This is a genomic window from Bradyrhizobium sp. LTSP885 (assembly GCF_000938305.1).
Taxonomy (GTDB): Bacteria; Pseudomonadota; Alphaproteobacteria; order Rhizobiales; family Xanthobacteraceae; genus Bradyrhizobium.
In genome coordinates, this window is record NZ_JYMT01000006.1 from 85965 (window position 1) to 110531 (window position 24567).

General features: G+C 63.3%; 22 protein-coding genes. 8 read left to right on the plus strand and 14 right to left on the minus strand.

The window, feature by feature from the left end:
• Positions 1-52: 52 nt before the first annotated feature.
• The 11 genes from UP09_RS05165 to UP09_RS05215 all read right to left on the minus strand — a co-directional run bounded on the left by UP09_RS05165 (position 53) and on the right by UP09_RS05215 (position 13743).
• Positions 53-1483 carry a c-type cytochrome gene (locus UP09_RS05165; RefSeq protein WP_044536978.1) on the minus strand — a complete coding sequence of 477 codons (1431 nt, stop codon included), beginning with the start codon at positions 1481-1483 and terminating at the stop codon, positions 53-55.
• 2 nt (positions 1484-1485) lie between these two features.
• A complete protein-coding gene (locus UP09_RS05170) occupies positions 1486-3141 on the minus strand; it encodes a GMC family oxidoreductase (protein WP_245301755.1) in 1656 nt (551 codons plus the stop codon).
• 28 nt (positions 3142-3169) lie between these two features.
• On the minus strand, positions 3170-3715 hold the full coding sequence (locus tag UP09_RS05175) for a sorbitol dehydrogenase family protein (RefSeq protein WP_044536979.1): 546 nt from the start codon (positions 3713-3715) through the stop codon (positions 3170-3172).
• Positions 3716-3967: 252 nt separating this feature from the next.
• A complete protein-coding gene (locus UP09_RS05180; protein ID WP_044536980.1) occupies positions 3968-5605 on the minus strand; it encodes a choline dehydrogenase in 1638 nt (545 codons plus the stop codon).
• A gap of 73 nt (positions 5606-5678) precedes the next feature.
• The gene (locus tag UP09_RS05185; RefSeq protein ID WP_044536981.1) at positions 5679-6788 is read right to left on the minus strand and encodes an ABC transporter ATP-binding protein; all 1110 of its coding nucleotides are present in this window, start codon (positions 6786-6788) and stop codon (positions 5679-5681) included.
• 16 nt (positions 6789-6804) lie between these two features.
• Positions 6805-7608 carry an HAD-IIB family hydrolase gene (locus UP09_RS05190; protein ID WP_044536982.1) on the minus strand — a complete coding sequence of 268 codons (804 nt, stop codon included), beginning with the start codon at positions 7606-7608 and terminating at the stop codon, positions 6805-6807.
• Positions 7605-9134: an FGGY-family carbohydrate kinase gene (locus tag UP09_RS05195; protein ID WP_044536983.1), complete on the minus strand. Its 1530-nt coding sequence runs from the start codon at positions 9132-9134 to the stop codon at positions 7605-7607. The genes UP09_RS05190 and UP09_RS05195 overlap by 4 nt, the downstream gene beginning before the upstream one ends.
• A 66-nt stretch (positions 9135-9200) precedes the next feature.
• On the minus strand, positions 9201-10727 hold the full coding sequence (locus UP09_RS05200) for an ABC transporter substrate-binding protein (protein WP_044536984.1): 1527 nt from the start codon (positions 10725-10727) through the stop codon (positions 9201-9203).
• Positions 10728-10777: 50 nt separating this feature from the next.
• On the minus strand, positions 10778-11668 hold the full coding sequence (locus UP09_RS05205; protein ID WP_044536985.1) for a carbohydrate ABC transporter permease: 891 nt from the start codon (positions 11666-11668) through the stop codon (positions 10778-10780).
• On the minus strand, positions 11668-12600 hold the full coding sequence (locus UP09_RS05210; RefSeq protein ID WP_245301756.1) for a carbohydrate ABC transporter permease: 933 nt from the start codon (positions 12598-12600) through the stop codon (positions 11668-11670). Before UP09_RS05210 ends, UP09_RS05205 begins: the two co-directional genes overlap by 1 nt.
• 105 nt (positions 12601-12705) lie before the next feature.
• The gene (locus UP09_RS05215; RefSeq protein WP_052832963.1) at positions 12706-13743 is read right to left on the minus strand and encodes a sugar-binding transcriptional regulator; all 1038 of its coding nucleotides are present in this window, start codon (positions 13741-13743) and stop codon (positions 12706-12708) included.
• 141 nt (positions 13744-13884) lie between these two features.
• On the opposite strand from UP09_RS05215, the gene UP09_RS05220 reads away from it, so the two are divergent.
• From UP09_RS05220 to UP09_RS05235, 4 genes are read left to right on the plus strand one after another with little or no spacing between them, the layout of a single operon-like run.
• The gene (locus UP09_RS05220; protein ID WP_044536987.1) at positions 13885-15204 is read left to right on the plus strand and encodes an iron-containing alcohol dehydrogenase; all 1320 of its coding nucleotides are present in this window, start codon (positions 13885-13887) and stop codon (positions 15202-15204) included.
• A 28-nt stretch (positions 15205-15232) separates the two neighbouring features.
• A complete protein-coding gene (locus UP09_RS05225; protein WP_044536988.1) occupies positions 15233-15958 on the plus strand; it encodes an SDR family oxidoreductase in 726 nt (241 codons plus the stop codon).
• Between the two features lie 32 nt (positions 15959-15990).
• Entirely contained in the window at positions 15991-16674 is a 684-nt protein-coding gene (locus UP09_RS05230; protein WP_044537107.1) for a class II aldolase/adducin family protein, read from the plus strand.
• A gap of 24 nt (positions 16675-16698) precedes the next feature.
• A complete protein-coding gene (locus UP09_RS05235) occupies positions 16699-17535 on the plus strand; it encodes a TIGR01459 family HAD-type hydrolase (RefSeq protein WP_044536989.1) in 837 nt (278 codons plus the stop codon).
• Positions 17536-17557: 22 nt separating this feature from the next.
• On the opposite strand, the gene UP09_RS05240 is transcribed toward UP09_RS05235, so the two are convergent.
• The gene (locus UP09_RS05240; protein ID WP_044536990.1) at positions 17558-18520 is read right to left on the minus strand and encodes a GlxA family transcriptional regulator; all 963 of its coding nucleotides are present in this window, start codon (positions 18518-18520) and stop codon (positions 17558-17560) included.
• A 223-nt stretch (positions 18521-18743) separates the two neighbouring features.
• Here UP09_RS05240 and UP09_RS05245 point away from each other — a divergent pair, with 223 nt between their 5' ends.
• The 4 genes from UP09_RS05245 to UP09_RS05260 all read left to right on the plus strand — a co-directional run bounded on the left by UP09_RS05245 (position 18744) and on the right by UP09_RS05260 (position 21684).
• Positions 18744-19052, plus strand: a complete 309-nt coding sequence (locus UP09_RS05245; RefSeq protein ID WP_044536991.1) for a putative quinol monooxygenase — start codon at positions 18744-18746, stop codon at positions 19050-19052.
• 120 nt (positions 19053-19172) lie between these two features.
• Positions 19173-19940: an alpha/beta fold hydrolase gene (locus tag UP09_RS05250; RefSeq protein WP_044536992.1), complete on the plus strand. Its 768-nt coding sequence runs from the start codon at positions 19173-19175 to the stop codon at positions 19938-19940.
• A gap of 117 nt (positions 19941-20057) precedes the next feature.
• Entirely contained in the window at positions 20058-20903 is an 846-nt protein-coding gene (locus UP09_RS05255; protein WP_044536993.1) for a cytochrome b/b6 domain-containing protein, read from the plus strand.
• Positions 20893-21684: a molybdopterin-binding protein gene (locus UP09_RS05260; protein ID WP_044536994.1), complete on the plus strand. Its 792-nt coding sequence runs from the start codon at positions 20893-20895 to the stop codon at positions 21682-21684. Before UP09_RS05255 ends, UP09_RS05260 begins: the two co-directional genes overlap by 11 nt.
• Positions 21685-21694: 10 nt before the next feature.
• Here UP09_RS05260 and UP09_RS05265 read toward each other — a convergent pair whose 3' ends face one another.
• Together UP09_RS05265 and UP09_RS05270 are read right to left on the minus strand one after the other, a co-directional pair.
• Positions 21695-22888, minus strand: coding sequence for an adenylate/guanylate cyclase domain-containing protein (locus UP09_RS05265; RefSeq protein WP_044537108.1), 1194 nt, complete (start codon positions 22886-22888; stop codon positions 21695-21697).
• A gap of 91 nt (positions 22889-22979) precedes the next feature.
• The gene (locus UP09_RS05270; RefSeq protein ID WP_044536995.1) at positions 22980-24563 is read right to left on the minus strand and encodes a DHA2 family efflux MFS transporter permease subunit; all 1584 of its coding nucleotides are present in this window, start codon (positions 24561-24563) and stop codon (positions 22980-22982) included.
• Positions 24564-24567: the final 4 nt, after the last annotated feature.

Sequence of the window (24567 nt, forward strand, 5' to 3'; positions counted from 1 at the left end):
CGTAGTCCGACAGCGCTCCGGTCGCCAAGCCCGCATTATGGACGAGACCTGCTTAGGATGCAGCCGCAGGCCTGGAGACGATCTTCCGTCTTCTGAACAGCACAAAGGCAATACCCAACAGCAGAACGACAGCCGCTGCAGCGATGCCCCCACGCGCCAGCATGAGCAACGGGGACGATGGCCCGCCGCTGCGCACTTCGGCGACTTGCTGCTCGGTGATGGCCGTGCCGCCGGCGCCATAATGCGTGAGGACGTAGTTGCCCAACGCCATGATCTCGCGGTCGTTGAGTGGATTGGCATCGGTCGGTTGACCACCGAAGCCAGGCATGAAGGCCTGTTTGCCCATGGTCACGCGATTGACGCCGTACAGGATGGCGGCAATCAGGTTGGTCGCGTTCTTTGCGCCGGTGGCCGAGTTGTGGAACAGGCTCGGATAATAGCCGTCCTTGCTGCCTTGCCCTTCGGCCGAATGGCAGGACACGCAATTGCCCGCAAATAGCAGGGCACCCGCGGGATCGGCGCCGTTGTCGGACTTGACGCCGTCGCGTCCGCGCAACGTGGCCAGTTCGGAGGACTGTCTTCCGGCCGTGAAGCGGGACGCTTCGTCACTAGGGTCGTGGATCGCCGGAACGCTCTTGATGTAAACCGCTGTTGCCTCGAGGTCGGACGCGGTGAGATGCTGGAAGCTGTGTTCGACGGCTTCGCCCATGCTTCCGGCAGCCTGCGCCATGCCGGACAGATGGCCGGTCCGCAGATAGGCGACGAGATCGTCCTTGGTCCAGCTGCCGATGCCGCTGGTCGGATCGGACGTGATGTTGGGTGCGTACCAGGGCCCGACCGAGGCGCCCGACAGCGCGCGGCTGGTCTGCTCCTGCATCAGAAAACCGCGCGGCGTGTGGCAGGTGCTGCAATGCGCCGCGCCCTGGACCAGATAAGCGCCCCTGTTCCATTCCGCCGATTGGTTAGGATCCGGCACGAAGGCCGCGCTGTTCAGGAACAGCAGGTTCCAGCCGATCATCGACAGCCGGATGTTCATCGGAAACGGCAGCTCGGTCTTCGGCGCGGAATGATCGACCGCCTTGACCGCCTGCGTGAAGTACACAAAGAGCGCATGCACGTCGTCTTCGGTGAATTTCGCATAGGACGTGTAGGGCATCGCGGGATAGAGGTTGGCCCCGTCCCGCCTGACGCCGCGGCGAAGCGCCCGCGAGAACTGTTCCTCCGTATAGCGTCCGACCCCGAACTCACCCGACGCCGTGATATTGGTCGAATAGATCGTGCCGAGCGGCGTGCTGATCGGCAACCCGCCGGCAAAGGGCTCGCGGCCCGGCGCGGTGTGGCAGGCCCCGCAGTCCGCGGCCGTGGCCAAATACGCGCCGCGGTCGATCACGGCCGCGGTGTCGGCCGCATGCGAGGTGTCGGCCGCCAGAAATCCGGCGAAGCCGATCAGCAGCGCACCAAGTCGATGACCAGAGCTACCCATGATCAGCCATGCTTGAGTTGAGCTGTGATCGCGTCGGCTGCCTTCAGCGCCAGCGCCGCCATCGTGAGCGTGCTGTTTGACGCGGTACCGCTTGGCATCGCCCCGCCGCCGGGCAGGAACAGATTTTGGTGATCATGCGCACGGCAGTCGGCATCGACCACCGCAGTCGCCGCTTCGCTCCCCATGATGCAGCCGCCCATGATGTGGTCGCTGTTGAGAAACTCGGGAGAGAGCTGGAAACTGGTGGCGCCGAGTTCGGATGCCAGCTGTTGCAGCCGCGGCACGGTGTATTCCTTGGCGCTTCGGCGCACATAGTCGCTGACGTCGTAATAGATATTCGGCTTGTTGATCCCGAGCCAATCCGTCTTGCTCGACAGCGTCAGGCGGTTGATCGGCAAGGGCAGCGGCTCGTGCTCGACGGTCAACCTTGCCGTACAGGCGGATAGCCGTCGAATTTCTGTATCCAGGGCCTTGCCCACCAGCCCCTTTTTCAGCGCAGCGGCGGAGCCGAGCGGGCTGCGGGCGAAGTTCTCCATGCGGAACATGGCTCCGGCGTATCGATTGCGGAATTCACCCTGCGTCGTGTTCAGAATGCTGCTGCTCTGGACCGGCCCGACGCCCGTCCACAGCGGCTCCGCGAGTTCGACTTCCGCAAACAGCTTCGGTTGATCCATCATGTTGCGGCCGACCTGATCGGAGCTGTTCGCGACCCCGTTGGAATTGCGATCGTCCTTGGACAGCAACAGCAGCTTCGGCGTCTCGATGCCATTGCAGGCGATCACGAAGAGTTTTGCCGTGACCCGGTGCGAAACCTTGTTCGGATCGAAATAGTGCACGGCTTCGACCGCATTCTTCTCGCCGGTCTCGACGCGATAGACCACCGCATTGGCGAGGATCTTGCCGCCCTTGGCCTCGATCTTCGGCAGCGCGGTCGCCGCGTCGTATTTGGCGGCGATCGGACAGACCGGAAAGCAATTGTTGTTGCCGCAACACGGCGGCCGCCCATGATAGGATACGCCGCTGTTGCGGGCCTGCGGCGCCGGCAGATTCATCATGCCGATCCTGGCAGCCGCCTCGGTCAGACGCGTTTCACCGGGACCGAACGGTATCGGTCCCATCGGATAGGGTTTTGAGCGCTCGGCATTCGGTGGCCATTGCAATGCAGGGTCGGACGGACCGCACACGCCGATCGCATATTCGGCAGCCGTATAGTACGGCTCGAGAACGTCGTGGCCGAATGGCCAGTCCCGGCCCACGCCATAGAGGCTCTTCAGGCGCATGTCTTCAGGCGTCAGGCGCCAGCAGATTCCGGCCCAGTGCCAGGTCGCGCCTCCGGCATAGCGGACATAGCCCTGCAGATAGGCGCGGGCATTCGGCCCTTCCAGTTGAAGGTACTGCTCGGACTCCTTGGCCACGCGCGTTTCCAGATGTGGTGCCCACGGCTTCGGCGGGTAAGGCGCGTCCCAATGAAACAGCCGCATGCTTGGCGGCAGGTTCCGGTAGTTCTCGACGATCCGCCAACGATCGACGCGCGGGCCGGCTTCGAGCATCAGCACCGACAGACCGGCATCCAGGGCGCGTTCCGCGACCAGGCAGCCGACCACCCCCGTCCCGACGATCACGACATCTGCGCTGGAGTCACTCGCCATCAGGGTCATGTCCTAGTTCTTGTCGCGCGCGGTCCATTCAGAACTCCGGCATGTCGCTCAGTGGCGGAGCATTGGACGACCACCCGTTCGGCCCCGAAATCGCATAGGACGGGATGGTCATGACGTCGCGCGTCGGCTGGTACATCAGCGCATATTCGAAGGCAAACACCTCGGCATCGGGCGCGTCGCTCACCACGCCCAGATACCAGGCAGAAATGATCGCGAGCGCGGTCTGCTTGAGCGGACCATCAGGCACGTCGGGGAAGAAGTCTTCGACGATCTTCGCGTTCTTTTGTTTGGCGATCGCGAGCAGCCCGGCCACATGATCCGACAGCGACGGATTTAGCTGGCTCATCGCACTGCCGATGCGTTTCCCGATCTCCGCGTTCAGGCGGTGGGGAATCAACAATGACGAAATGTCCTGAAATCGGGCTACCGATTCATCGGACCACGAGGCCGTGGCGGCAGCCGCCGGCAGGGTCCCGAAAGCGGCAAGCCCGCCGACGAAGAATGCGCCCGCCAAGACCTCCCGGCGGTCAAGGCTGAATGCGGTGGGACAATCGTCACGAACCTGGTCAGGCATCGTCCCACACCCCGCTGGTAACAGCTTCAGTTGGCGCGCGCTTGACGCCCTTGATCGTGTTCAGCCCGTCTGATCGGGCGAGAAACCACGGTCAAGCCAGCGAAGTGTTGCTCCGGCCGTGCAGGACGTCAAGCACGACGACGCTATTGGCCAAATCTTGGGCGCCAGCCTGTGCAAGCGGCAGCACAGTCATACAACTGACATTTGTATGATTTGTTTATCGGCCGGCCACGGCTGAAGAGAGGCGGCGCGCTAAAGGCTCGCCTGTTGCCTTGCTCCCGCAGGCCTCGTCGCCGCTGCGAGCGGTTGCCGGTCAAGGATGAAGTCGGCGCCCTTCTCCGCAATCATGATCGTCGGCGCGTTGGTATTGCCCGAGACCAATCGCGGCATGATCGACGCATCGATCACCCGCAGTCCCTCGACGCCGCGAACGCGGAGGCGCTCGTCGACGACGGCCAGCGGGTCCGAACCCATCTTGCAGGTGCCGACCGGGTGATAGATGGTTTCACAGGTCTGGCGAACATAGCTGTCAATGTCGGCGTCCGACTTGGCGCGTGAGCCCGGGGCATATTCGTCTCCGCGATAAGGATCAAAACCCTTCTGGGCGATGATCTCGCGGCCAATCCTGATGCCGTCGCGCATGTTGCGGACATCTTCTGGCGCCTCCAGATAGTTCGGGCGGATCGCGGGATGTTGCAGCGGATCGGTCGACTTGATCATGATGCTGCCGCGGCTCTCGGGGCGCGCGATGTTGAAATAGGCCATGAAGCCGTGCTCATTTTCGATCTTGCGGCCGTGATCGCTGTACATCAGCAGAACGAAGAAGAACTGAAGATCTGGCGCAACAAGATCGGGTTGCGATTTGAGGAACGCCATGGCCTCCAGGCCGTGCGACGTCGCAGGTCCCGTCCTGGTCAGCACATACTGGATGAAGGCCTTGGTGGCGCCCAGCGGCTTGGTGTGCTTGAGGAACGAGATCGGCTGGGTGCAGCGCTGCTTGACGCCGCAGGCGAGGTGATCCTGCAAATTCTGCCCGACGCCCTTGAGCTCGTGGGCGACCTTGATGCCGAGCGAACGCAGATGGTCTCCATCGCCGATTCCCGACAATTGCAGCAGTTGCGGCGAGTTGATCGCCCCGCCCGACAGGATCACCTCGCGTTCGGCTCTTACCGTGTGGACTTGACCGTTCTTGATGTACTCCACGCCGACGGCGCGCCCACCTTCCATCAGGATGCGTGAGGCAAGCGCCTTGGTGATCACCTTGAGATTGGGCCGGTTACGGACCGGATGCAGGTAGCAGCGCGCCGCGCTGGCACGCTGGTTGTCTGCGATCGTGCTGTCGACCGGGCCAAAACCTTCCAGCTCGGCGCCGTTGAAATCATCCGTCGCGCGATATCCGGCCTGCTTGCCGGCTTCGAACCAGGCCTTGGTCAACGGATGGGTGATCTCCGGCAGCCGGCTCGTCCGCAGCGGACCGTCGCCACCATGATAGTCGTCGGCCCCCGCCTCGCGCCCTTCCGACCGAATGAAGTATGGCAGGCAGTCGGCATAGGACCAGCCGCGATTGCCGAGCTGCGCCCACAGATCATAATCGGACGCATGGCCGCGGATGTAGACCATTCCGTTGATGGCGCTCGATCCTCCCAGCACCTTGCCGCGCGGCCAGAACAGGACCCGATTGTCCAGATGCGGCTGCGGCTCGGTGTGGTAATGCCAGTCAATACTTCCGGACTTCATCAGCGCGAGATATCCCGCCGGCATGTGGATGAATGGATTGCTGTCCTTGCCGCCGGCCTCAAGCAGAACGACCTCGTTCCCCGGCGACGCTGACAGACGGTTCGCCAACACGCATCCGGCCGAGCCAGCGCCGACAATGACGTAATCCACCATGTTCTCCCTCCGGCTTCTTATGTTTGGCGGCGACGCAGCGCGCGTTCGACGGGACAAAGTCCGACCGCCCGAACTAGGCCCGCAGCAGGGTCCGTGGCCTGGATTCGTCGGGACCGTTGATGACCTTGCCGGTCGCTGGCTCGAACAGCCTGATCTTGTCGAGCGCCGGCACCAGCCTGATCGGGTCGTCCGGCGACAGTTCGAGGCGGTCCTGCGTGATGGAGCAGACCTCCTGCCCACCGATATCGGCATAGATGTGAATCTCGGGACCCGTCGGCTCGACGACGGACACCTTGGCTGGGATACCCTCGCTGCCGGCGCCTGGCCGCAGATGCTCGGGCCGGATGCCATACTTCACGATCTGCCCGGCGGTCACCTTTGCATCCAATGGCAAGGGCAGCGTAACGCCGTTGGCGCGCACCACCGGGCGTCCCGCCTCCGCGCCGACCTCACCGGACAGGAAGTTCATCGAGGGTGACCCGATGAACTCGGCGACGAACAAGTTTGCCGGACGGTCGTAGATTTCGAGCGGCTTGCCGATCTGCTCGATATTGCCGTCGCGCAACACCACGATCGTGTCGGCCATCGTCATGGCTTCGATCTGGTCGTGGGTGACATAGATGATGGTCGTCGACAGCTTGTGATGCAGCTCCTTGATCTCGGTGCGCATCTGCACCCGCAGCTTGGCGTCGAGGTTCGACAATGGCTCGTCGAACAGGAACACGGAGGGATCGCGCACAATGGCGCGCCCCATCGCAACACGCTGGCGCTGGCCGCCCGACAATTGCCTGGGCTGGCGGTCGAGATAGGGCGTGAGGTTGAGGATCGAGGCAGCCCACTCTACCTTGCGCCTGATTTCATCCTTCGGCAGCTTCCTGAGCTGCATCGAGAACGCCATGTTGTCGAACACGCTCAAATGCGCATAGAGCGCGTAGTTCTGGAACACCATCGCGATGTTGCGATCCTTCGGATGCAGATCGTTGACCACGACGTTGCCGATGCTGATCTGGCCCGAGTTGATCGCTTCGAGGCCGGCGACCATCCGCAGCAATGTCGACTTGCCGCAGCCGGAGGGCCCCAGCAGCACGACGAACTCGCCGTTGGCGACGGAGAGATCGATGCCGTGCAGCACCTCGAGCCCGCCATAGGACTTGCGGATATTGCTGATGGTGACCGATGCCATGCCTAAAACCTTCCCGCTACGCGCTCGCCCTTGCCGACAATATTCGCTCTGCAATCTCGACGAAGCCCTCGCTGCCGCGCTTGCTGGCAACGAAGGCCGGAGTTGCAGACATCAAACCTTCGAAATCCCGTACGTTCGCGACGCCGCAAGCGTTGGGGAAGAACCCGAACATCGGCGCATCGTTCGGGCTGTCGCCGCAGAACACGATGCGGTCCCTCGCCTCGTCGAGATCGAGGCCCAGCCTCTCGCGCAAGAAAATCCTAGTCATGGCGAGCTTGTCGTAGCGGCCGAACCATCCGTTGACGTGGATGGAAGACACCTTGGCGATGCCGCCCGCGCTTTCAAACAAGCAGACGATCTTGTCGATGGCCGCGCGCGGCAGCGCCGGCACGTCCTCGCAGAAGTCGATCGCAAGGTCGGCCTCGCGGTAGAGCTGATCGGCCGAGATCGCAGCGCCCGGCACCTCGGACAAAATGCGCTCGCTGAGCGCCGTCAATCTGCTGCGGTTGACAGCGCGCTCGGCGTCCGTCGCAATGAACTTGCGGATCATCTTCCGGGCCACCGGGTCGTGCCGGAAATAGAACGCGCCGTTCTCGCCGATCACGCCGTCGACCGGCCAGAACCGCGCAATCATGTCGCACCAGCCCGCCGGCCGGCCGGTGACGGGAACAACCGCGAGACCCGCGCCGCGAAGCTTTTCCAGCGCGGCATAGGAGGCCGCGGGGAGCTGCCCGTCGGTGGTCAGCGTATCATCGATATCGGTCAGGACGCAGACGATGCGCCGCGCGGTCTCCGCGGGAAAACTTGCCATCGGCTTCATGACGGCGCGCCCTCGGCAAACGACGCAAGGCGCGCGTTCCAATCGATCAGCCTGGGCCAGAGGTCGGCGTGGATGGCACGCAGTTCGGCGTAGCGCGCGACGTTCTTGGGCTCGGGCTGAAACTGCTTCGCCGGCGGGTTCGTCATCGCCGCGGTGGCTTCCGCAATCGTGCCGTACCAGCCGACGCCCTTGGCCGCAGCGATTGCGGCGCCGAGCGACGATGCTTCCCGCGCTGTCGAGCGGAAAACCGGACGGCCTGACGTGTCGGCGAAGATCTGCAGCCAGAGGTCGCTGTCCGAACCGCCCCCGATCGCCGAGAACTGCCGGATCGCGGCGCCGGTCGCCGCCTCAATCCTCTCGCTCTGAGCGGCCACCTCCAGCGCTATGCCTTCCAGCAAGGCGCGATAGATCGCGCCGCGCCGGGTCGAGCCAGACAATCCGGCGATGACGCCGCGCGCATAGGGATCCCAGTAAGGTGTCATGCAGCCGAGCCAGTACGGCAGCACCACGACTCCACCCGCCCCGATCGGACAGGTCGCCGCTTCAGCCTCGAGCGCCTTGAACACGCTCCGTTGCGCCGTCGCATCGATCCCGAACATCTCGCGCGCCATCCAGTCGACCAGGAACGTTCCGGTGCGGATGACCTGCTCATAGATGTAGCCGTCGTCGCACACGGCCTTCTCGGTGCGGAAAGCGCGGTCATAGGCATAGTCGCGGCTGTAGCTGCCCGAGACCACCGCCGTTCCGAGATTGATGTAGGCGCTGCCAGGCGAGGTGACGCCGGCGCCGGTGCTGGCGCATTGGCCGTCGCCGCCGCCGGCAACGACCGGCGTCCCGGCCGACAGGCCGGTGAACGCAGCCGCCGCGTGCGTGACTTCACCCATCCGCGCGCCCGGCGGCAGCAGCGTCGGCAATTTTTCGATGGCGATGCCGGCCGCATCGAGGATCTCGGCCGACCAGACGTCGCGCGTCATGTCGAGCAGGCCGGTTGGATCGGCCGAGGCCGTCGACGTCCGCCATCGGCCGGTCAGGCAATGCGTCAGATAGCCGTGGACTTCGGCAAACCGCGCGGTCCGCGCAAAGATCTCCGGCTCCTGCTCCGCCATCCAGATCATGCGGTAGAGGCACGGCAGGACATCGAGCGGCTTGCCGGAAATGGCATGAACACGTTCGGCCCCGAACGACTTGCCGAAGCGCACCATTTGGGGCCGCGCCCGCTCGTCGAGCCAGGTCATGCCGGGCCGGATTGCGATCCCGTCCTCGGTAAATGCACTGAAGGTCTCGCGCTGATTGGAAATCGCGACCGCGGCGATCCGCTCCGAACCGACCTGGTTGGTGATGCCGCGCAGGGCGGCCGCCGTCGAATCCCACCACTCGTCCGGGTTCTGCTCGAAATACCCCGGCTGCGGATTGGCGAGGCCGATCGCCTTGCGTCCTTCGGCCACGGCGCGGCCGCTGCGGTCCCAGGCGATCGCCTTGGTCGCCGAGGTCGAACTGTCGATGCCGATCACCAGGTCTTTGGTCATGCCGTCCCATTTCAAAAGAAGCGAAGGCGACTCGCGCCGCCTTCGCGAACTCTTGCGACGCGAACCTTAAAGCAGGCCAGCGTCCTTCACCTTGGCGTCGATGTCCTTCGCCAGGGCGTCCATGCACTTCTTGGCGTCGCCGTCATAGGCCTGCCCCGTGAGCAGCTTGCCAAGTTCGGTGGGGATCTCGTTGGTCGACAGGCCCGCCCACAACTGCATGTGCGGCTCGGTCGCCATCGCATTGTCGATCGTCCACTTCACGGTTTCGAGATGCCGCGTGGTGCCCGCACCGACCTTGGCCTTGGCCTTGACGCGCGGATCGGCGAACGAGGAGTTGCGCATCGGCGCGAAACCGCCGAGCAGCGTGCAGCGTGTCATGATCTCCTTGCAGCAACCCCACTGCATGAAGATCCACGCGGCCTCCTTGTTCTTGGAGTATTTCGACAGCGAGATGCACGAACCGCCTTGATGGCCGAGATTCGGCTGCTCGTTGAAGCCGGCCTCCGAAGCCGGACGCAGTTTCTTGGCGGTCAGGGGCTTGGCGGGCTCCCACAGGCCCTTGACCTTGGAGTCGTCGGCGTCGAGGCCCGGGAAGAATTCATCCCAGCTCTGCGCCAGCGCGATCTGGCCGGAATGCATCATCTCGAACTGGCCGTCCCAGGTCGATGCCGTCGAATTCGGCGGCGAGACCTTCAACAGCTCCTGGTACCATTTCAGGCCGGCGACGCCTTGCTCATCATTGCCCGAGAATTTCTTGTTCTTGTTGAAGATCGAGCCACCGTGACCCCACACCGCCTGGCTCCAGTCGCATTCCAGCGAATAGTGCCCGGACTTGGCCTGCAGGCCGGTACCGAACACGCCGTTGCCCTTCTCGGCCTCGGTGATCTGCTTGGCTGCGGCGAGGAAGTCTTCGTAGGTGGTCGGCACCGCGATCTTGTGCTTCTCGAGGATGTCCTTGCGGTACATCATCGTGAAGATCGGGATGTCAAACGGAATGCCCATCCACTGTCCCTCGACCTGGGCGACATTCTTGACCAGCGGCTTGGAGAAATCATCCCAATCGAAATCGGGCATCGCCAGTTCCGGCTTGTCCTTGTAGTAGGCCACCGGATCGATGCAATCGGGCTGGAACATCGATATCCAGGATTGATCGAGATAATAGAGGTCGTAGGAGCCGAGCTGGCCCTGCACGTCCTGCGTCGCCTTGGCGAGCACCTGTTCCAGCGGCACGATCTCAACCTCGACCTCGATGCCGGTCGGATCGGTAAACTCCTTCTTGATCTGGTTGAGGATCACCGACGGCGGCGTCGATTCGGTCGAGTAACGGATCTTGGCGCCCTTGAACTTGCTGCCGACGTCCTTCAGCCATTTGGCCTGGTTGTCCGGCAGGCCGTCGGCATAGGCCTCGGTGCCGAGCATGTTGCCAGTGCGCAAGCCCCGCGGATTGCCGAGCATGCCGGCGCCGAAGGCCGAGAAGCCGACGCCCGCCAATCCCATCCGACGCAGGAATTCGCGTTTGGAAATCTGCTTGTTCGTATACGCGTTCGCGCTATCGACGATGAATGTCTGCTGGTCGAATTTCTTGAAGCTCATAGATACTCCTCCCAACGTTTTTGTTGACGTTCTAGTCTCGTTACGTGCGCCTACTCCTTGAGAGATCCGAGGGTTAGGCCACGGACAAGCTGCTTTTGGACGAGCAAGATGAAGATGAAGCTCGGGATCACGGCGGTGGTGCCGAGAGCCGCGATGAAGCCCCATTCCGAGCCCGTCGAGGTGACGAAGGTCGTGATCTTGACCGGCAGAGTTCGGATCGAATTGGTCAGGAACAACGACAGCAGGAATTCGGTCCACGAGAAGATGAAGCAAAGCACCGCCGTGGCCGCGACGCCGCCCTTCACCATCGGCAGCACGACGCGCCGGAAGATCTGCAATCGTGTGGCGCCATCGATCATGGCGGCCTCGTCGACGTCGGCGGGAACGTCATCGTAGAACGATTTCATCAGCAGCACGGCGATCGGCAGGTTGATCAGAGTATCCACGATGACCAGGCCGAGCCTGGTGTCGAGCAGCGACATGTAGTGGAACATGAAGACGACAGGCACGATGATAGCGATCGGCGGCATGAAGCGCTGCGACAGGATCCAGTTCAGATAGGCCTGCCGCCCGAAGAAGCGCATCCGCGACAGCGCGTAGGCCGCCATCACCGCGAGCAGCACCGTCAGCGCGGTCGAGCCCACGGCCACGATCAGCGAATCGATGATGGTCTGTCGGCTGTCATAGGAACTGGCGCCGCCGATCCCGAATGTGTTGCCGGACTCGATCGCAAGCTCCGCCCGCGACTTGCCGAGCATCGTGACGGCATAGTTCACCAGGGTCGGCTTGAAATCGAACCAGACGATGCCGTCCTTGTCGAAGATCGCCGACGTCGGCTTGAACGATGTCAGCGCCCACCAGAACAGCGGGAACATGAACAGGCCGACCACGAGCACGGCGGCCACATCACGCAATCGCTTCTGCCAAAACGTTTCCTGCATCAGAACCGCACCTTGAACAGCTTGATGAAGATGCTCGAGGTAACGATCACCAGGAGCAGCGTGAACAGCGAAATCGTCGAGGCATAAGGGAAGTCGGCATTCTTGAAATAGATGGTGCCGGCATAGGAGGTCAGCGTCTCGGTCGCGGTACCCGGCCCGCTGTCCGTCATCACCTTGACGTAGTCGTAGATCCGGAACAGGTCGACGCCGCGGATCAGAACGGCGAGCGCAATGATCTTGGAGAGCATCGGTAATGTCAGGCGGAAGAAAGCCTGGCTCGCCGTCGCACCGTCGATCGCGGCAGCTTCGAACGGCTCCTTCGGCAACGCGCGCAGGCCAGCGAGCATGATCAGCACCATGAATGGCGTCCACTGCCAGATATCGGCGAGCAAGACGCCGGCCAGCGCGGTGCTCCCGGAGGCGAGAATCGGATGTTGCGCCGGCCACAGCCCGAGCGACACCAGGCCGGTGCTCAACACGCCGAACGATCCGTCCAGCATCAAGAGGAACATCATGCCGGTGACGGCGGGCGGCACCACCAGCGGCAGCGTCATCAGCGCACGCAGCAGTCCGTAGCCCTTGCGATCGCTGTCGAGCAGCAGCGCGATCGCAAGCCCGAGGCAGAGTTCGATCGCGAGGGCAGAGATCGTGTACAGATAGGTGTGGCCGATCGCACCCCACACGCGCTCATCGGCAAATAGCTTCCCCCAATTCCAGGTCGGGTTGAAGACGTTCAGGCGGGTGATCGGGTTGCGCTTGAAGAACGAGAGCCACAACGCATACAGCAGCGGATAGACGCCGAACGCCAGGATCAGCGCGGTAATCGGCGCCAGCCACGGGAACGGGTGTTCCGAGGTCAGAAATCGCGGCCAGACGCGGCGGCGCGGCGTGCCTGATACCGGCACGTCGACAACCAGACTTTGCCCAGCCACACTTTGCGCACCCAAACCTGGCGCATGGTGCGAAACCATTGACGTTTCCTCGCGCATTCGCTTTTTCTCGGCGCCGGACTCTTTGGCCCGGTTCGCAGTGTTGTTTCAGGGCCGGCGTGATACTCCGGTTTGGGCAGACCGGGCCGCACGCGGCACCAGCGCCTTCGCCGTCGCCACGTCCGTCACCAGTATCGTTGCGTAGCTGTTGTTGAGCGCGGCATAGATCGCGTCGATCTTGTCGCTGCCGCCGCCAATACAAATGCGTTCCGGCACCTTGGCGATCTCGTCGAGCGTCAGCCCGATCATCTGGTTGTCGAGCGCGCCCAGGATCGGCTTGCCGTCGCGGTCGATGAAACGTCCGCTCACCACGCCGACCGCGCCGCGCGCGAGATATGGCCCGATGTTCTCGGCCGACATGTAGCCGCTGCGCATCGCGGTGCCGGCGTCGTCAACGCTGCCGACGCCGAACAGCACCTTGTTGCTCCTGTGGATGATCTTGAAGGTCTCGACCAGCGCCGGCTCCTGCATGAACAGGCGCTTGATCTGGGCGGTCGAGACGATGCCGGGGGCGTGCAAATTGACGCAGCGCGCGCCAAGCCGGTTGGCGATATTCGAGGTGCACAGTTCCGGCGAGAATTCCGTCGTTCCGATCGAACAGCCGGTAATCTGCGCAACCGTCACGCCCGGCAGCTTCATCTCGGGCAACGCCGCCGACAGCGCCTGCACCGTGCGGCCCCAGGACACCCCGAGCACATCGTCGGGCTGCAGCCGCTCGATCAACAGCCGCGCGCTGGCCCGGCCGATCCGTTCGTGGACCGGCAGCCGGCCACCATCGTCGGGCACGACGAGACAATTGGTGAGCCCGTAAGCGTCGGCCACTTCGCGCGCAAGACCGATGGTCTGCAGGTGCCGTGAGGAGACCGCGATGGTGACGATGTTGCGGTCGCGGGCCTCCTGCAGGAAGTTCACCACCGAGGCGCGCGAGACGCCGAGCTGATCGGCGACCTCCTCCTGCGTCATGCCTTCTTCGTAATAGAGCCACGCCGCCCATACGACAGGATCACTGTCGAACTCTGCCGGAATCGACAGCGCGCGGCGCTTGATCCGCGGCGGTGTCACGTTGCGTTGCAGCGTCTTGGTCATCGGCAATCCGGCCTAGCGTCAGCGTTCACAAAATGCACACTGAGTTGACAATTGTCAATTGGCTCGCTTAATTGCCACTCCGATTTGTCAAATGTCACGACCAGGGCCGCGCCGACGCAAACGCGGCGCGGGATTTTGCAGATGTCGAAGCAGAACTGGACCGCGCTGATCGACGATATGGTGGCTGGTCGCTGGACCAACCCCCTGACCGGCGCCCAGGTCAAGGTGCCCTACGATTCCATCGTGATCGAGGACAGCCTCGAGGGACGCGAGGCCGCGCTGGTTGCGTCCTTGAAACTCGGGCATCGCCTTGCACTCGTCGCCGACCAGGCGACCTATGAAGCGATGGGTGCGCGCGTCGCGAAAGCGCTACGCGAACTCGGCTCTGTCGAAACCATCGTGCTCGATCGTCCTCATGCCGATATGGCCGAAGTTCGCAGCCTGACCGAGCGGCTGCGCGGATTCGATTCCGTCGTCGCCGTCGGCTCCGGCACCGTCAACGACCTCTGCAAATACGTCACCGGTCTCGACGGCCGGCGCTACTGCGTCTTCGCAACCGCGGCCTCGATGAACGGATACACGTCTTCAACCGCCTCGCTCACGCTCGACAGCGGGCTGAAGGTCTCGCTGCCCTCGCACACGCCGGCCGGCTTCTTTGTCGACCTCAAAGTGTCCGCCGCCGCGCCGCCCTATCTCGCCGCCTCCGGCTACGCCGACTGCCTCGCCCGCTCGGTCGCGCAGACCGACTGGTGGATGTCGCACCGGCTGTTGGGGACGGCCTATTTCCAGGAACCCTACACGATCCAGGCTGCCGACGAGATCGAGCTCAACAAGCGGGCCGGCAATCTGCCCAAGGGCGACATCGAGGCGATGGGGTATCTCTATCGCGTACTGACATTGTGCGGGCTCGGCATTTCCTTCACCGGAATCTCGCACCATGGCTCGATGGGCGAGCACCAGATCTCCCATTACATCGATTGCTTTGCGGGAGCGCGGCATCCGGGCAGCCTGCACGGCCAGCAGGTCGGCATCGCCTCGCTGAGCATGGCGCGGCTGCAGCAGCGCATGCTCGCTAGCGACCGGCCGCTGTCCGTTCACGCCACACCCATCGACGCGGCCAGCATGAAGCGCCGCTTCGGCGAAGAGGTCGCATTGCAGTGTCTGGCCGAGCTGAAACAGAAGGCTTTCGACGACGATGGCGCCATCGCGTTCAACCGCAAGCTCGCGGACACCTGGCCGGAGCTTCGGCGTGAGCTGGCGGCTTTCACGATTCCGGTCGATGAGATGAAGCGGCTACTGTCGGCTGCGGGCGGCGCGACGACGGCCGCCGAACTCGGCGTACCTGTCGATCTTTATCGCGAGGCGATCATTCATTGCCGCGAAATGCGCAACCGCTTTTCATTCCTCGACATTGCCGCAGATGCCGGAACGCTGGAGGCGTTTGCACAAAACGAACTTTGAAGGCGAACTCTGATGGGAGGGCTGTGACATGACCGCAAAGCCGCTTGTCGCCGTGACGGGTGCGAGTTCCGGCATCGGAGAGGCGACAGCGCGCGCCTTTTCCGCGGCAGGCCATCCCGTGCTGCTGATGGCCCGCCGGATTGATCGGCTCGAGGCGATGCGGCTGCCCAATTCGATCTGCCGCCAGGTCGACGTGCGCGATCGCGCCGTGCTGACCGCGGCGGTGCGGGAGGCCGAATCAAAATTCGGCCCGGTCGACATGATGTTCGCCAATGCCGGCGTCGCCAGGCTCGGCGACATTGGCAAGCAGGACCCGGCCGACTGGGACGAGATGATCGCCATCAACGTCAATGGCGTCATGAACAGCGTCCACGCCGTGATGTCCGGCATGATGGCGCGTCGCCACGGCACGCTGGTCATGATGAGCTCGATCGCGGGGCGCAAGGTCTATCCCGATCACACCGTCTATTGCGGCACCAAATACTTTGTCCACGGCGTCTCCGACAGCCTCCGCGAATATCTGTCCGAATACGACGTCCGCGTCATCGTCATTTCGCCAGGGATCATCGAGACCGAGGTGCTCGATGGCGTGAAGGATCCGGTGACGCTCGCCAATTACAAGGCGAACAAGGCGGTGATCGGCGGCGGCATCGGCGCCGATCACGTCGCCGACCTGATCCTCGACGCCTACAACCTTCCGCAAAACGCGCTGGTGCAGGAAATCTGCATCACGCCCACCCGACAGAAATATTGAGCGCCGTCCGCGCCGATCTCAAGGAGCCGATCATGACCGATACCGAACTTCAGCTGCGCGAGGCGATCATCGCGAAGTGCCGCTGGATGAACGCCACAGGGCTGAACCAGGGCACGTCCGGAAACATCTCGGCGCGTCATGGCAACACCATGCTGATTTCGCCGTCGGCGACGCCCTACGACGCGCTCACGCCCGAGATGATCGCCGCAATGCCGATCGAGGGCGGAGACTACGGATCATGGAAGGGCCCGCTCAAGCCCTCCACCGAGTGGCGCTTTCATCTCGACATCATGAAGGCGCGCCCCGATGTCGGCGGCATCGTCCATACCCACTCGACCTATTCCACCGTGCTGGCGATCGCGCGCAAGGAAATTCCGGCGTGCCATTACATGATGGCGGCCTTCGGCGGCATGAGCGTCCGTGTCGCCGGCTATGCCAGGTTCGGCACCAAAGAGCTGTCCGAGCATGCGCTTCAAGCACTCGAGGGCCGGACCGCCTGCCTGCTTGCCAATCACGGAATGATCGCCACCGGGGCATCGCTCGACAAGGCGATGTGGCTCGCAGTCGAACTCGAGACGATTGCCCGGCAGTACTATCTCTCGCTCGCGATCGGTGGACCGGTGCTGCTGAACGAGGCCGAGATCAGCGAGACCGCCGCCGCGTTCGGCAGCTACGGCGTGCAGGATCCGCCGGTCAGGGAAACAGCAACGACATAGCACTCAAGAGGAAACGATGACGCCATGAAACGCATCGCCGGATTGCGCGAGATCGCCGATCAGTTTGATCTCTTCCTGATTGATCAATACGGCGTGCTGCATGATGGCATCACGCCCTGTCCGGGCACGATCGACGGATTGGCCAGGATTGCGGCATGCGGGCGAAAGATCATCGTCCTGACGAATTCCGGAAAGGACGCCGCGGCAAACCTGGCTCGGCTGCGCAAGCTCGGCTTTGCCACCTCGCATCTGGATGCCGTCGTCAGTTCCGGCGATGTGGCCTTGCAATGCGTCAAGAACGGCATATTGGGGCCGCCGTTCACGACAGGCGCGAGAGCCTGCGTGATCGGCCGCCGCGACGATAGCTACGCCTTCTCGTCGGATGATTTCGAACTGGTCGACCGGCCGCAGGACGCCGACTTCCTGGTGTTTGCCGGATCGGATGCGCCCCGGACATCGCTGCAAGCCTACCACCGCGACCTCGCAAGCTCGGCGAAAGCAGGTGTTCCCGCAATCTGCATCAACCCTGACATCACGATGATCCGCGACGGCGAGCTTGTGCCGGCGCCCGGTGCCATCGCACGGCTTTACGAGGATCTCGGCGGCGCGGTGGAATATGTCGGCAAACCTCGCCTGCTGATCTTCGCGCAAGCGGTCACGACCGCTGCGTTGGGGCCTGACGCGCGCGCCCTCATGATCGGTGACAGCCCGGAGCATGATGTTGCCGGCGCCAGGCCGATAGGCTCAACGCTTCTGGTGCGAACCGGTATTCATCGTCACCTGCCCGAGCCGCAATTGCTGCAATTGTGCGAGAGCTACGGCGGCGTCCCGGATTTCCTGACGCCGGCCTTTGGATGGTGAGATCGGCTGGCGGCGTTCGGCCTTACAGGCTGCGGCGGATTTCGCGCACGCCGCGGCCGAGCTTCCGGCGCAGCAGCACCCGCAGCGTCACACCTTCGGCATAGCCGACTTCGGCGGCGATCTGGTCGACGCTGGCCTGGCTGGTCTCGAGCAGGTGCACGGCGCGCTCGATCCGCAGATCCTGGAAGTAGTCGAGCGGCGATTTACCGAGCACGCTCTGCATCCGCCGCGCCAGCGTGCGCTTGCTGGTGGCGAGCTCCGCTGCAGCCTGATCGAGCGAGAAGCCCTCTGCCAGGCGTTGCCGCGCCCAGCGCTCGAACTTGTGCACCAGCGGATCGGTGTGGACCAACTGGCCTGGGATCGTATACGCCGCCTGCGAGCTGCGCACGTCGGCCACCAGATACTTTGCCGTGACGCTCGCCAGTTCGGGGCTGGCGCGTCGGATCAAGGTCAGGGCGAGGTCGAGATGGCCGAGCGCGGCGCCGGCGGTGACCATCGCGTTGGATTGCACGATCAGCCGCGTCTCGAGCAGCCGCACCCGTGGATAGCGCTGCCGGAACAGCGGCGCCAGCCACCAGGTCGTGGTGGCCTCTTCGCCGTCGAGCAGGGCCGCGTCCGCCAGCACGAAAGTGCCAACGCAGGCGGCCGCGGTCAGCGCGCCGCGCCCCGACCATTTGCGCAGCACCGCGCCGGCTTCGCGCACTTCGCCGCTGGCCAATGCCTGCAACAGCGGCTCCGGCATGATCTTGTTGATGGCAGGCATCACCACCGCATCCGGCGTCTGCGCGCGCACGGCGGATGTCACCGGCACGCTCAGGCCCTGCGCGGTTGTGACGGTATCGCGCAGACCCACCACCTTGGTCTTGAACCGCAGCGAGGACACGCCGGTCATGTCCGCCAGCGCGTTGGCGAAGGCAAAGGCGTCGAGCACCGCGGCCAGGCCGGTGTCGAGAACGCCGTTGAGGGCTAGGACATGGATCCGCATGGCAACGACGATATCAAAGTCGACAATTTTGCCAAGGCGGCAATCACCGCTTCGGCGCCCCTTCGCGCATCCCGATTGCCAGGCTCGAGACCGGCCGCGCGCAAGTGGTCGCATGGCCGGATCGGTATCAAAGTTGGCAATCCCGCCACTACGTCAGGAACGACTCCGCTCGTAAGGTCCCGCCCGCTTTGGAGCACTTAGCAACGATCGGAGTGGAGACAAAATGACGATCAAGTGTGGATTGTTCGTCCGGCTGGAAGCCAAGCCGGGCAAGGAGCAGGCGGTGGCGGACTTCCTTGCCGCCGGTCTTGACCTGACAAACCGCGAGGCGGGCACGCCGATCTGGTTTGCCCTGAAGCTCTCGCCGACGACGTTCGGCGTGTTCGACGCCTTTGCCAGCGAAGAGGATCGCCAGGCGCATCTCGCCGGCAACATGGCCAAGGCGCTGATGTCGCGGGTCGACGAAATGCTGGCAAAGCCGCCGTCAGTCGAGCCTGTCGACATCCTGGCCATGAAGAACCAGCCGGCTTGACGTCTTCGCGCCCGGCAAGCCGAGCGCGAACTCCATCTGCATCAACCCATCACCGGTCATCGCCCAGCGCCGGGATGGTCACGCCAAACGACGGGCAATCGAAAGACCCTGGAGATTCACATGTCCATACTGCGAACGACGTCCGCGATTGCCGTCATGATAGCCATGATTGGCACGGCGGCCCACGCCCAGACCAAGCCGGCGGCGAAAGACGTTGTCATCGTCCATGGCGCACTGGCGGATGGCTCAGGCTGGCGCGCCGTCTACGACATCCTGACCAAGGACGGCTTCCATGTGACGATCGTGCAGGAGCCACTCACCGGCCTCGCCGAAGACGTCGATGCCACCAAGCGCGTCATCGATCAGCAGACCGGACCCGTCGTGCTGGTCGGTCACAGCTATGGCGGCTCGGTGATCACGGAAGCCGGTGCCGACCCCAAGGTCAGCGCCCTCGTCTATGTGGCCGCCCTGCAGCCCGACAAGGGAGAGGCCAGCGGCCAGCTGATGTCGAAGTTCGCCGCGCCGAACGATGCCATGCGGGTATCCGTCAACAAGGCCACGCCGGACAACAAATATTTCTTCATTCCGGCGGCGAAGTTTCGGGAGACCTATGCCCAGGACGTCCCGGCGGAGCAAGCTCAGTTCATGGCCGACTCGGAGCAGCAGCTTGCCCAGAAGGCCATGGGCGCACCCCTCTCGGTGGCGGCCTGGCACGACAAGCCCAGCTACGCCATCCTGACCACCGAGGATCACGTGATCAGCCCTGAGCTTCAGCGCTGGATGTACAAGCGTTCGGGCGCCAAGATCACCGAAGTGCCTGCAAGCCACGCTGTTTTCGTTTCGCAGCCGGCCGCGATCGCCCGCGTGATCGAGGATGCCGCAAAGTAGATGGTGAACCGGCGATCACGCCGCTGATCGTCTCATTCCGCTCCGGGCGCACATGCTTTGCTGAACACGCAATGTGTGTGCCTGGCGGGCGGTGCGCCTCAGCCCCCGGAGCATGGTATGGCCGTCGCTTCCATCCCCGATTCGCCTGTCGCCGAGCGCTGGTACCGCCGCCATGCCGCGCTGGTGCGCGTCACGCACTGGATCAATGCCGTCTGCTTCACCCTCCTCCTGATGAGCGGACTGCAGATCTTCGACGCTCATCCGGCGCTCTATGTCGGCGAGCGTTCCGATTTCGACCATCCAGCCATGTCGATCCGGGCGCACCTGTCGGAGAACGGCCTCGTTGGAGAAACAATGATCGCCGGCCATTCCGTCGACACGACGGGCGTGCTCGGCGTCTCGAACGAGGATGGGCAGATCGCGCAGCGCGCCTTCCCGAGCTGGATCACGATCCCGAGCAACCAGGATCTCGCGACCGGGCGGCGCTGGCATTTCTTTTTCGCCTGGTTGTTGGTGCTGAATGGCCTCGCCTATCTCGCCTGGGGCTGCGCCAGCCGGCATTTCGGCAGGGACCTTCTCCCGAGCCGCGTGGCGTTCAGCCATCTCGGGCGAGAGGTCCTCGAACATCTACGCCTTCGCTTCCCGCGCGGTGCGGCGGCGAGGCGGTACAATGTGCTGCAGCAGCTCAGCTATCTCCTGGTCGTCTTCGTGCTGTTCCCGCTGATGATCCTCACCGGCCTCACGATGTCGCCCGGTATCGACAGCGCCGTGCCGCAGCTGCTCACGCTGTTCGGCGGGCGCCAGACGGCGCGGCTGCTCCACTTCGTCGCCGCATCGAGCCTCCTGCTCTTCGTCATCGTGCATCTCGTGATGGTGCTGGTCTCGGGTGTCCTGAACAATCTGCGCGCGATGATCACCGGCTGGTACGACCTCGGCAAGCCGAGGACACCCGATGTCACGTGATCATCCGCGCCGTCGCGATTTCTTGCAGGCACTTGCCGCAATCGGCGGCCTCGCGCTATCGGGCTGTGACCGCGTCGCGAGCGCACCGCGCTTCCGTTCGGTCCTCGATGCCGCAAATAGCCTCACCTACAGGATGCAGCGTCTTCTCGTTGGCGCTCATCGGCTCGCGCCGGAATATGGTGAGGCCGATATCTCGCCGGCGTTTCGCCCCAACGGATCAACCGATCCGCAGGACGTGGACTACCTCAAGCTCGTCGGCAATCATTTCGCCGATTGGCACCTGAAGGTTCACGGCCTCGTCGAGCATGAATTGTCGCTGTCGCTCGAGGAGCTGCGCGCCCTGCCCACGCGAACCCAGATTACCCGGCATGATTGCGTCGAGGGCTGGAGCTGCATCGGCAAATGGACCGGCGTGCCGCTCGCGGAGATCCTGTCGCGCGCCGGCGTCCGGCCAGAGGCCCGCTTCGTCGTAGTCCATTGCGCTGACACCCTGGATGATGGCGGGGAGTCCGGCGCTGATCCCGAGAGCATCCGCTATTATGAGAGCATCGACCTGATCGATGCTGCGCATCCGCAGACGATCCTCGCCTATGACATGAACGGCACCCCGCTGACCGTTCGCCACGGCGCACCGCTGCGGCTGCGCGTCGAGCGGCAGCTCGGCTACAAGATGGCGAAATACATCATGCGCATCGAGCTGGTGCAGAGCCTCACCGATCTGCATGGCGGCCGCGGCGGCTATTGGGAAGATCGCGGCTATGAATGGTACGCGGGGATCTGAATCACTCCCTTCAGTCGTGAAACGCGAACAGCTCGATCGGGTCGTTGAAGCCACGCACCGGATGTTCGCCGACGTGCTCGAGCTCGAACTCGCTTTCGACGAGGTCGGCGAACGCGCGCGACAGCAACACCTGCTTCCCCAGCTGCTTGGTGAGAGTCTCCAGGCGCGAAGCCATGTTGACCGCAGGACCGATCACCGTGAAGTCGAGCCTGGAGCGCGAGCCGATATTGCCGTACATGACGTCTCCGACGTGGACGCCGATGCCGTAGTGCAATGGCGCACCTCCGGTCTCGCGATTCTTCTCGTTCAGGGCGGTCATGGCCTGGCGCGCCTCGGTCACGGCATGCAGCAGGTTGGCGCAGGCCGATGGCTGGCTGAGCGGAAAAATCGCGAGCAGGCCGTCGCCCATGAATTTCAGGATCTCGCCGCCATGTCGCACGATCGGCTCCGACATCGCATCGAAATAGTCGTTCAGGATGTCAATGACGTCATCGCGCGGCCAGTTATCGGAGATTTTCGTGAATTCGCGCAGATCGCAGATCATGATGGCAGCGCGCACCGTGGTCCCGCTGCCGCGCCTGGTGGCGCCGGCCAGGATCATTTCGCCGGCATGCGTACCGACGTAGGTTTCGAGCAGCGTTCGCGCCAGCCGATTCTTCATGCGGATTTCACTGACCAGCGCCAGGATTGGCAATAGGTTTGACAGAACAGCGATATGCGCATCTTCGAAACCGCCGGGCCGGTCGGTTGAAAACGCCACGACATGCCGCTTTCCGAGCGTATGGTACATCGGCCATGCCACGTAGTCGGTCAGGCCGTTCGACCGCAACTCGTCAAAGACACCATGCGTGCGCCCCTGCGAAGCATCGCGCTCGAGGTTCTCGCGTATCTCGGCGACGCCGCCCTGGATTTCCTCCACGGGACTGCCGATAAACTCGGGTCGCTCCCTGACATCGTAGTCGACCCGCGTAATCGTGGCCTCCTGCATGCCGTCAACCCACAGCACCCGGGCGCCGAGCCATTGCGGGTGCTGGATCATGAGATGCAGCGACGCCCGCTTGATAGGGATTCCCGCGCGCTGGAGTCGGAGACACAGCTCGGCGAAAATATTGTCGATAAAGCGCTGGTCGCGCGTCTCGTTGGTCAGCCAGTGGATGACGTTGCTGTCCGCGGCGGCGGGATCGATATTTGGCGGCGCGTTCATATCCTGCTCCTGGGCCGTGACCTGGATCGACGGTACCGGATATGTCGTATCTCCGTGCGACGGCGTCAATGGTATCAGCCGCATCAGAATGCTAATGGGCCGATTTCGCACCGGTGCTCCGATTGACCGTGCGCAACGTCAGGGCCAGCGGCACCATCACCACGGCGATCAGGCCCAGCGCAACAAACACGTCGATATAGGCAAGCAGCGTAGCTTGGCTTTGCACCATCTGATTGACGATCGCCATGCTGGTCCCGGATGAGCTGCCGGTGGCCGCGCGCCCATTCAAATATCCCTGGATGCGGCTCAACGTATCATTATAGAACGGATTCCAGGAGCCGATATGTTCGACCAGACGGCTCTGATGAAACTGCTCGCGCCGCGCCAGCACGGTCTGGCTCAGTGCCACGCCCATCGATCCGCCGAAATTTCGCGCAAGATTGATCAGCGCGGAAGCCTGATCGGTTTTGTCTGGCGGAATGCCGTCGTAAGATGCGGTCGTGATCGGAATGAAGATCAGCGGCAAGCCGATTCCGAGATAGATGCGTGACCAGGCGAAGTACCAGTAATCTGCATCAGGGGTGATGCGAAGCAGGTCAACCATCGCGTAACAGGCCATCGCCGCGCCTGCGGCGATCAGATATCGCGGCTGAACGAATCCAAGGCGGCCGACCACCACCATCATCACCATCGTCACCGCGCCGCCCGGCGAGATCGCAAGACCAGCCAGCGTGGCGGTGTAGCCGAATTCCTCCTGCAACAGTTGCGGCAAAATCTGCGTCGTCGCGATCAGGAGCGCGCCGGTCACCAGCATGATGAGAAAGCAGGTGCCGAACTGGCGTCCGGTCAGCATCTTGATGTCGATGAGAGGCTGCGGTCGATTGAGCTCCCACGGGATGAACAGCAGCAGCGCGGTGGCGGATATCGCCGCAAACGCCACGATGAAGCTCGAGTCGAACCAGTCGTCGATCTGGCCGCGGTCAAGAACCACCTCCAGGCCACCGAGGAAAGTTGCGATCAGCAGAAAGCCCACCACGTCAAAGTTGAGGCCCTTGGCCCAGAGCCGCTCCCGCTCCTTTTTCTTCTCCGGCGAACTGGGAATAATCATATAGATCAGCACGAGCGAGATCAGTCCGACCGGCACGTTGATGAGAAAGCACCAGTGCCAGGACAGATTGTCGCTCAACCAGCCGCCGAGGGTCGGCCCGACTGCCGGCGCGACGACGACGGCGATGCCGTAGAGCGCAAACCCCTGGCTGCGCTTCGCGGGTGGGAACGCCGCGGCCAGAATCGATTGCGCCACCGGCGTCATGCCGCCGCCCGCCAACCCCTGGATCAGGCGGAACACCAGCAAGGCCTGCAGATTCCACGCGAAGCCGCACAGCAGAGAGCTCGCCGTGAACAGTGCAATGCAGACCAGGAAGAAGTTCTTGCGGCCGAACATCTCGGCAATCCAGCCGCTGGCGCACAGGACGATGGAGTTGGCCACCAAATAGGTGGTGATGACCCAGGAAGCTTCGTCGCTGCTGACGGCAAGGCCGCCCGATATGTAACGCAGGGCGACGTTGGCGATGGTGGTGTCGAGGACTTCCATGAAGGTTGCGATCGCAACCAGGACGGCAATGATCCAGGGGTTCGCGTTGCCGTATTCGCCCTTGTCTGCTGCGTCAGGCATTTGC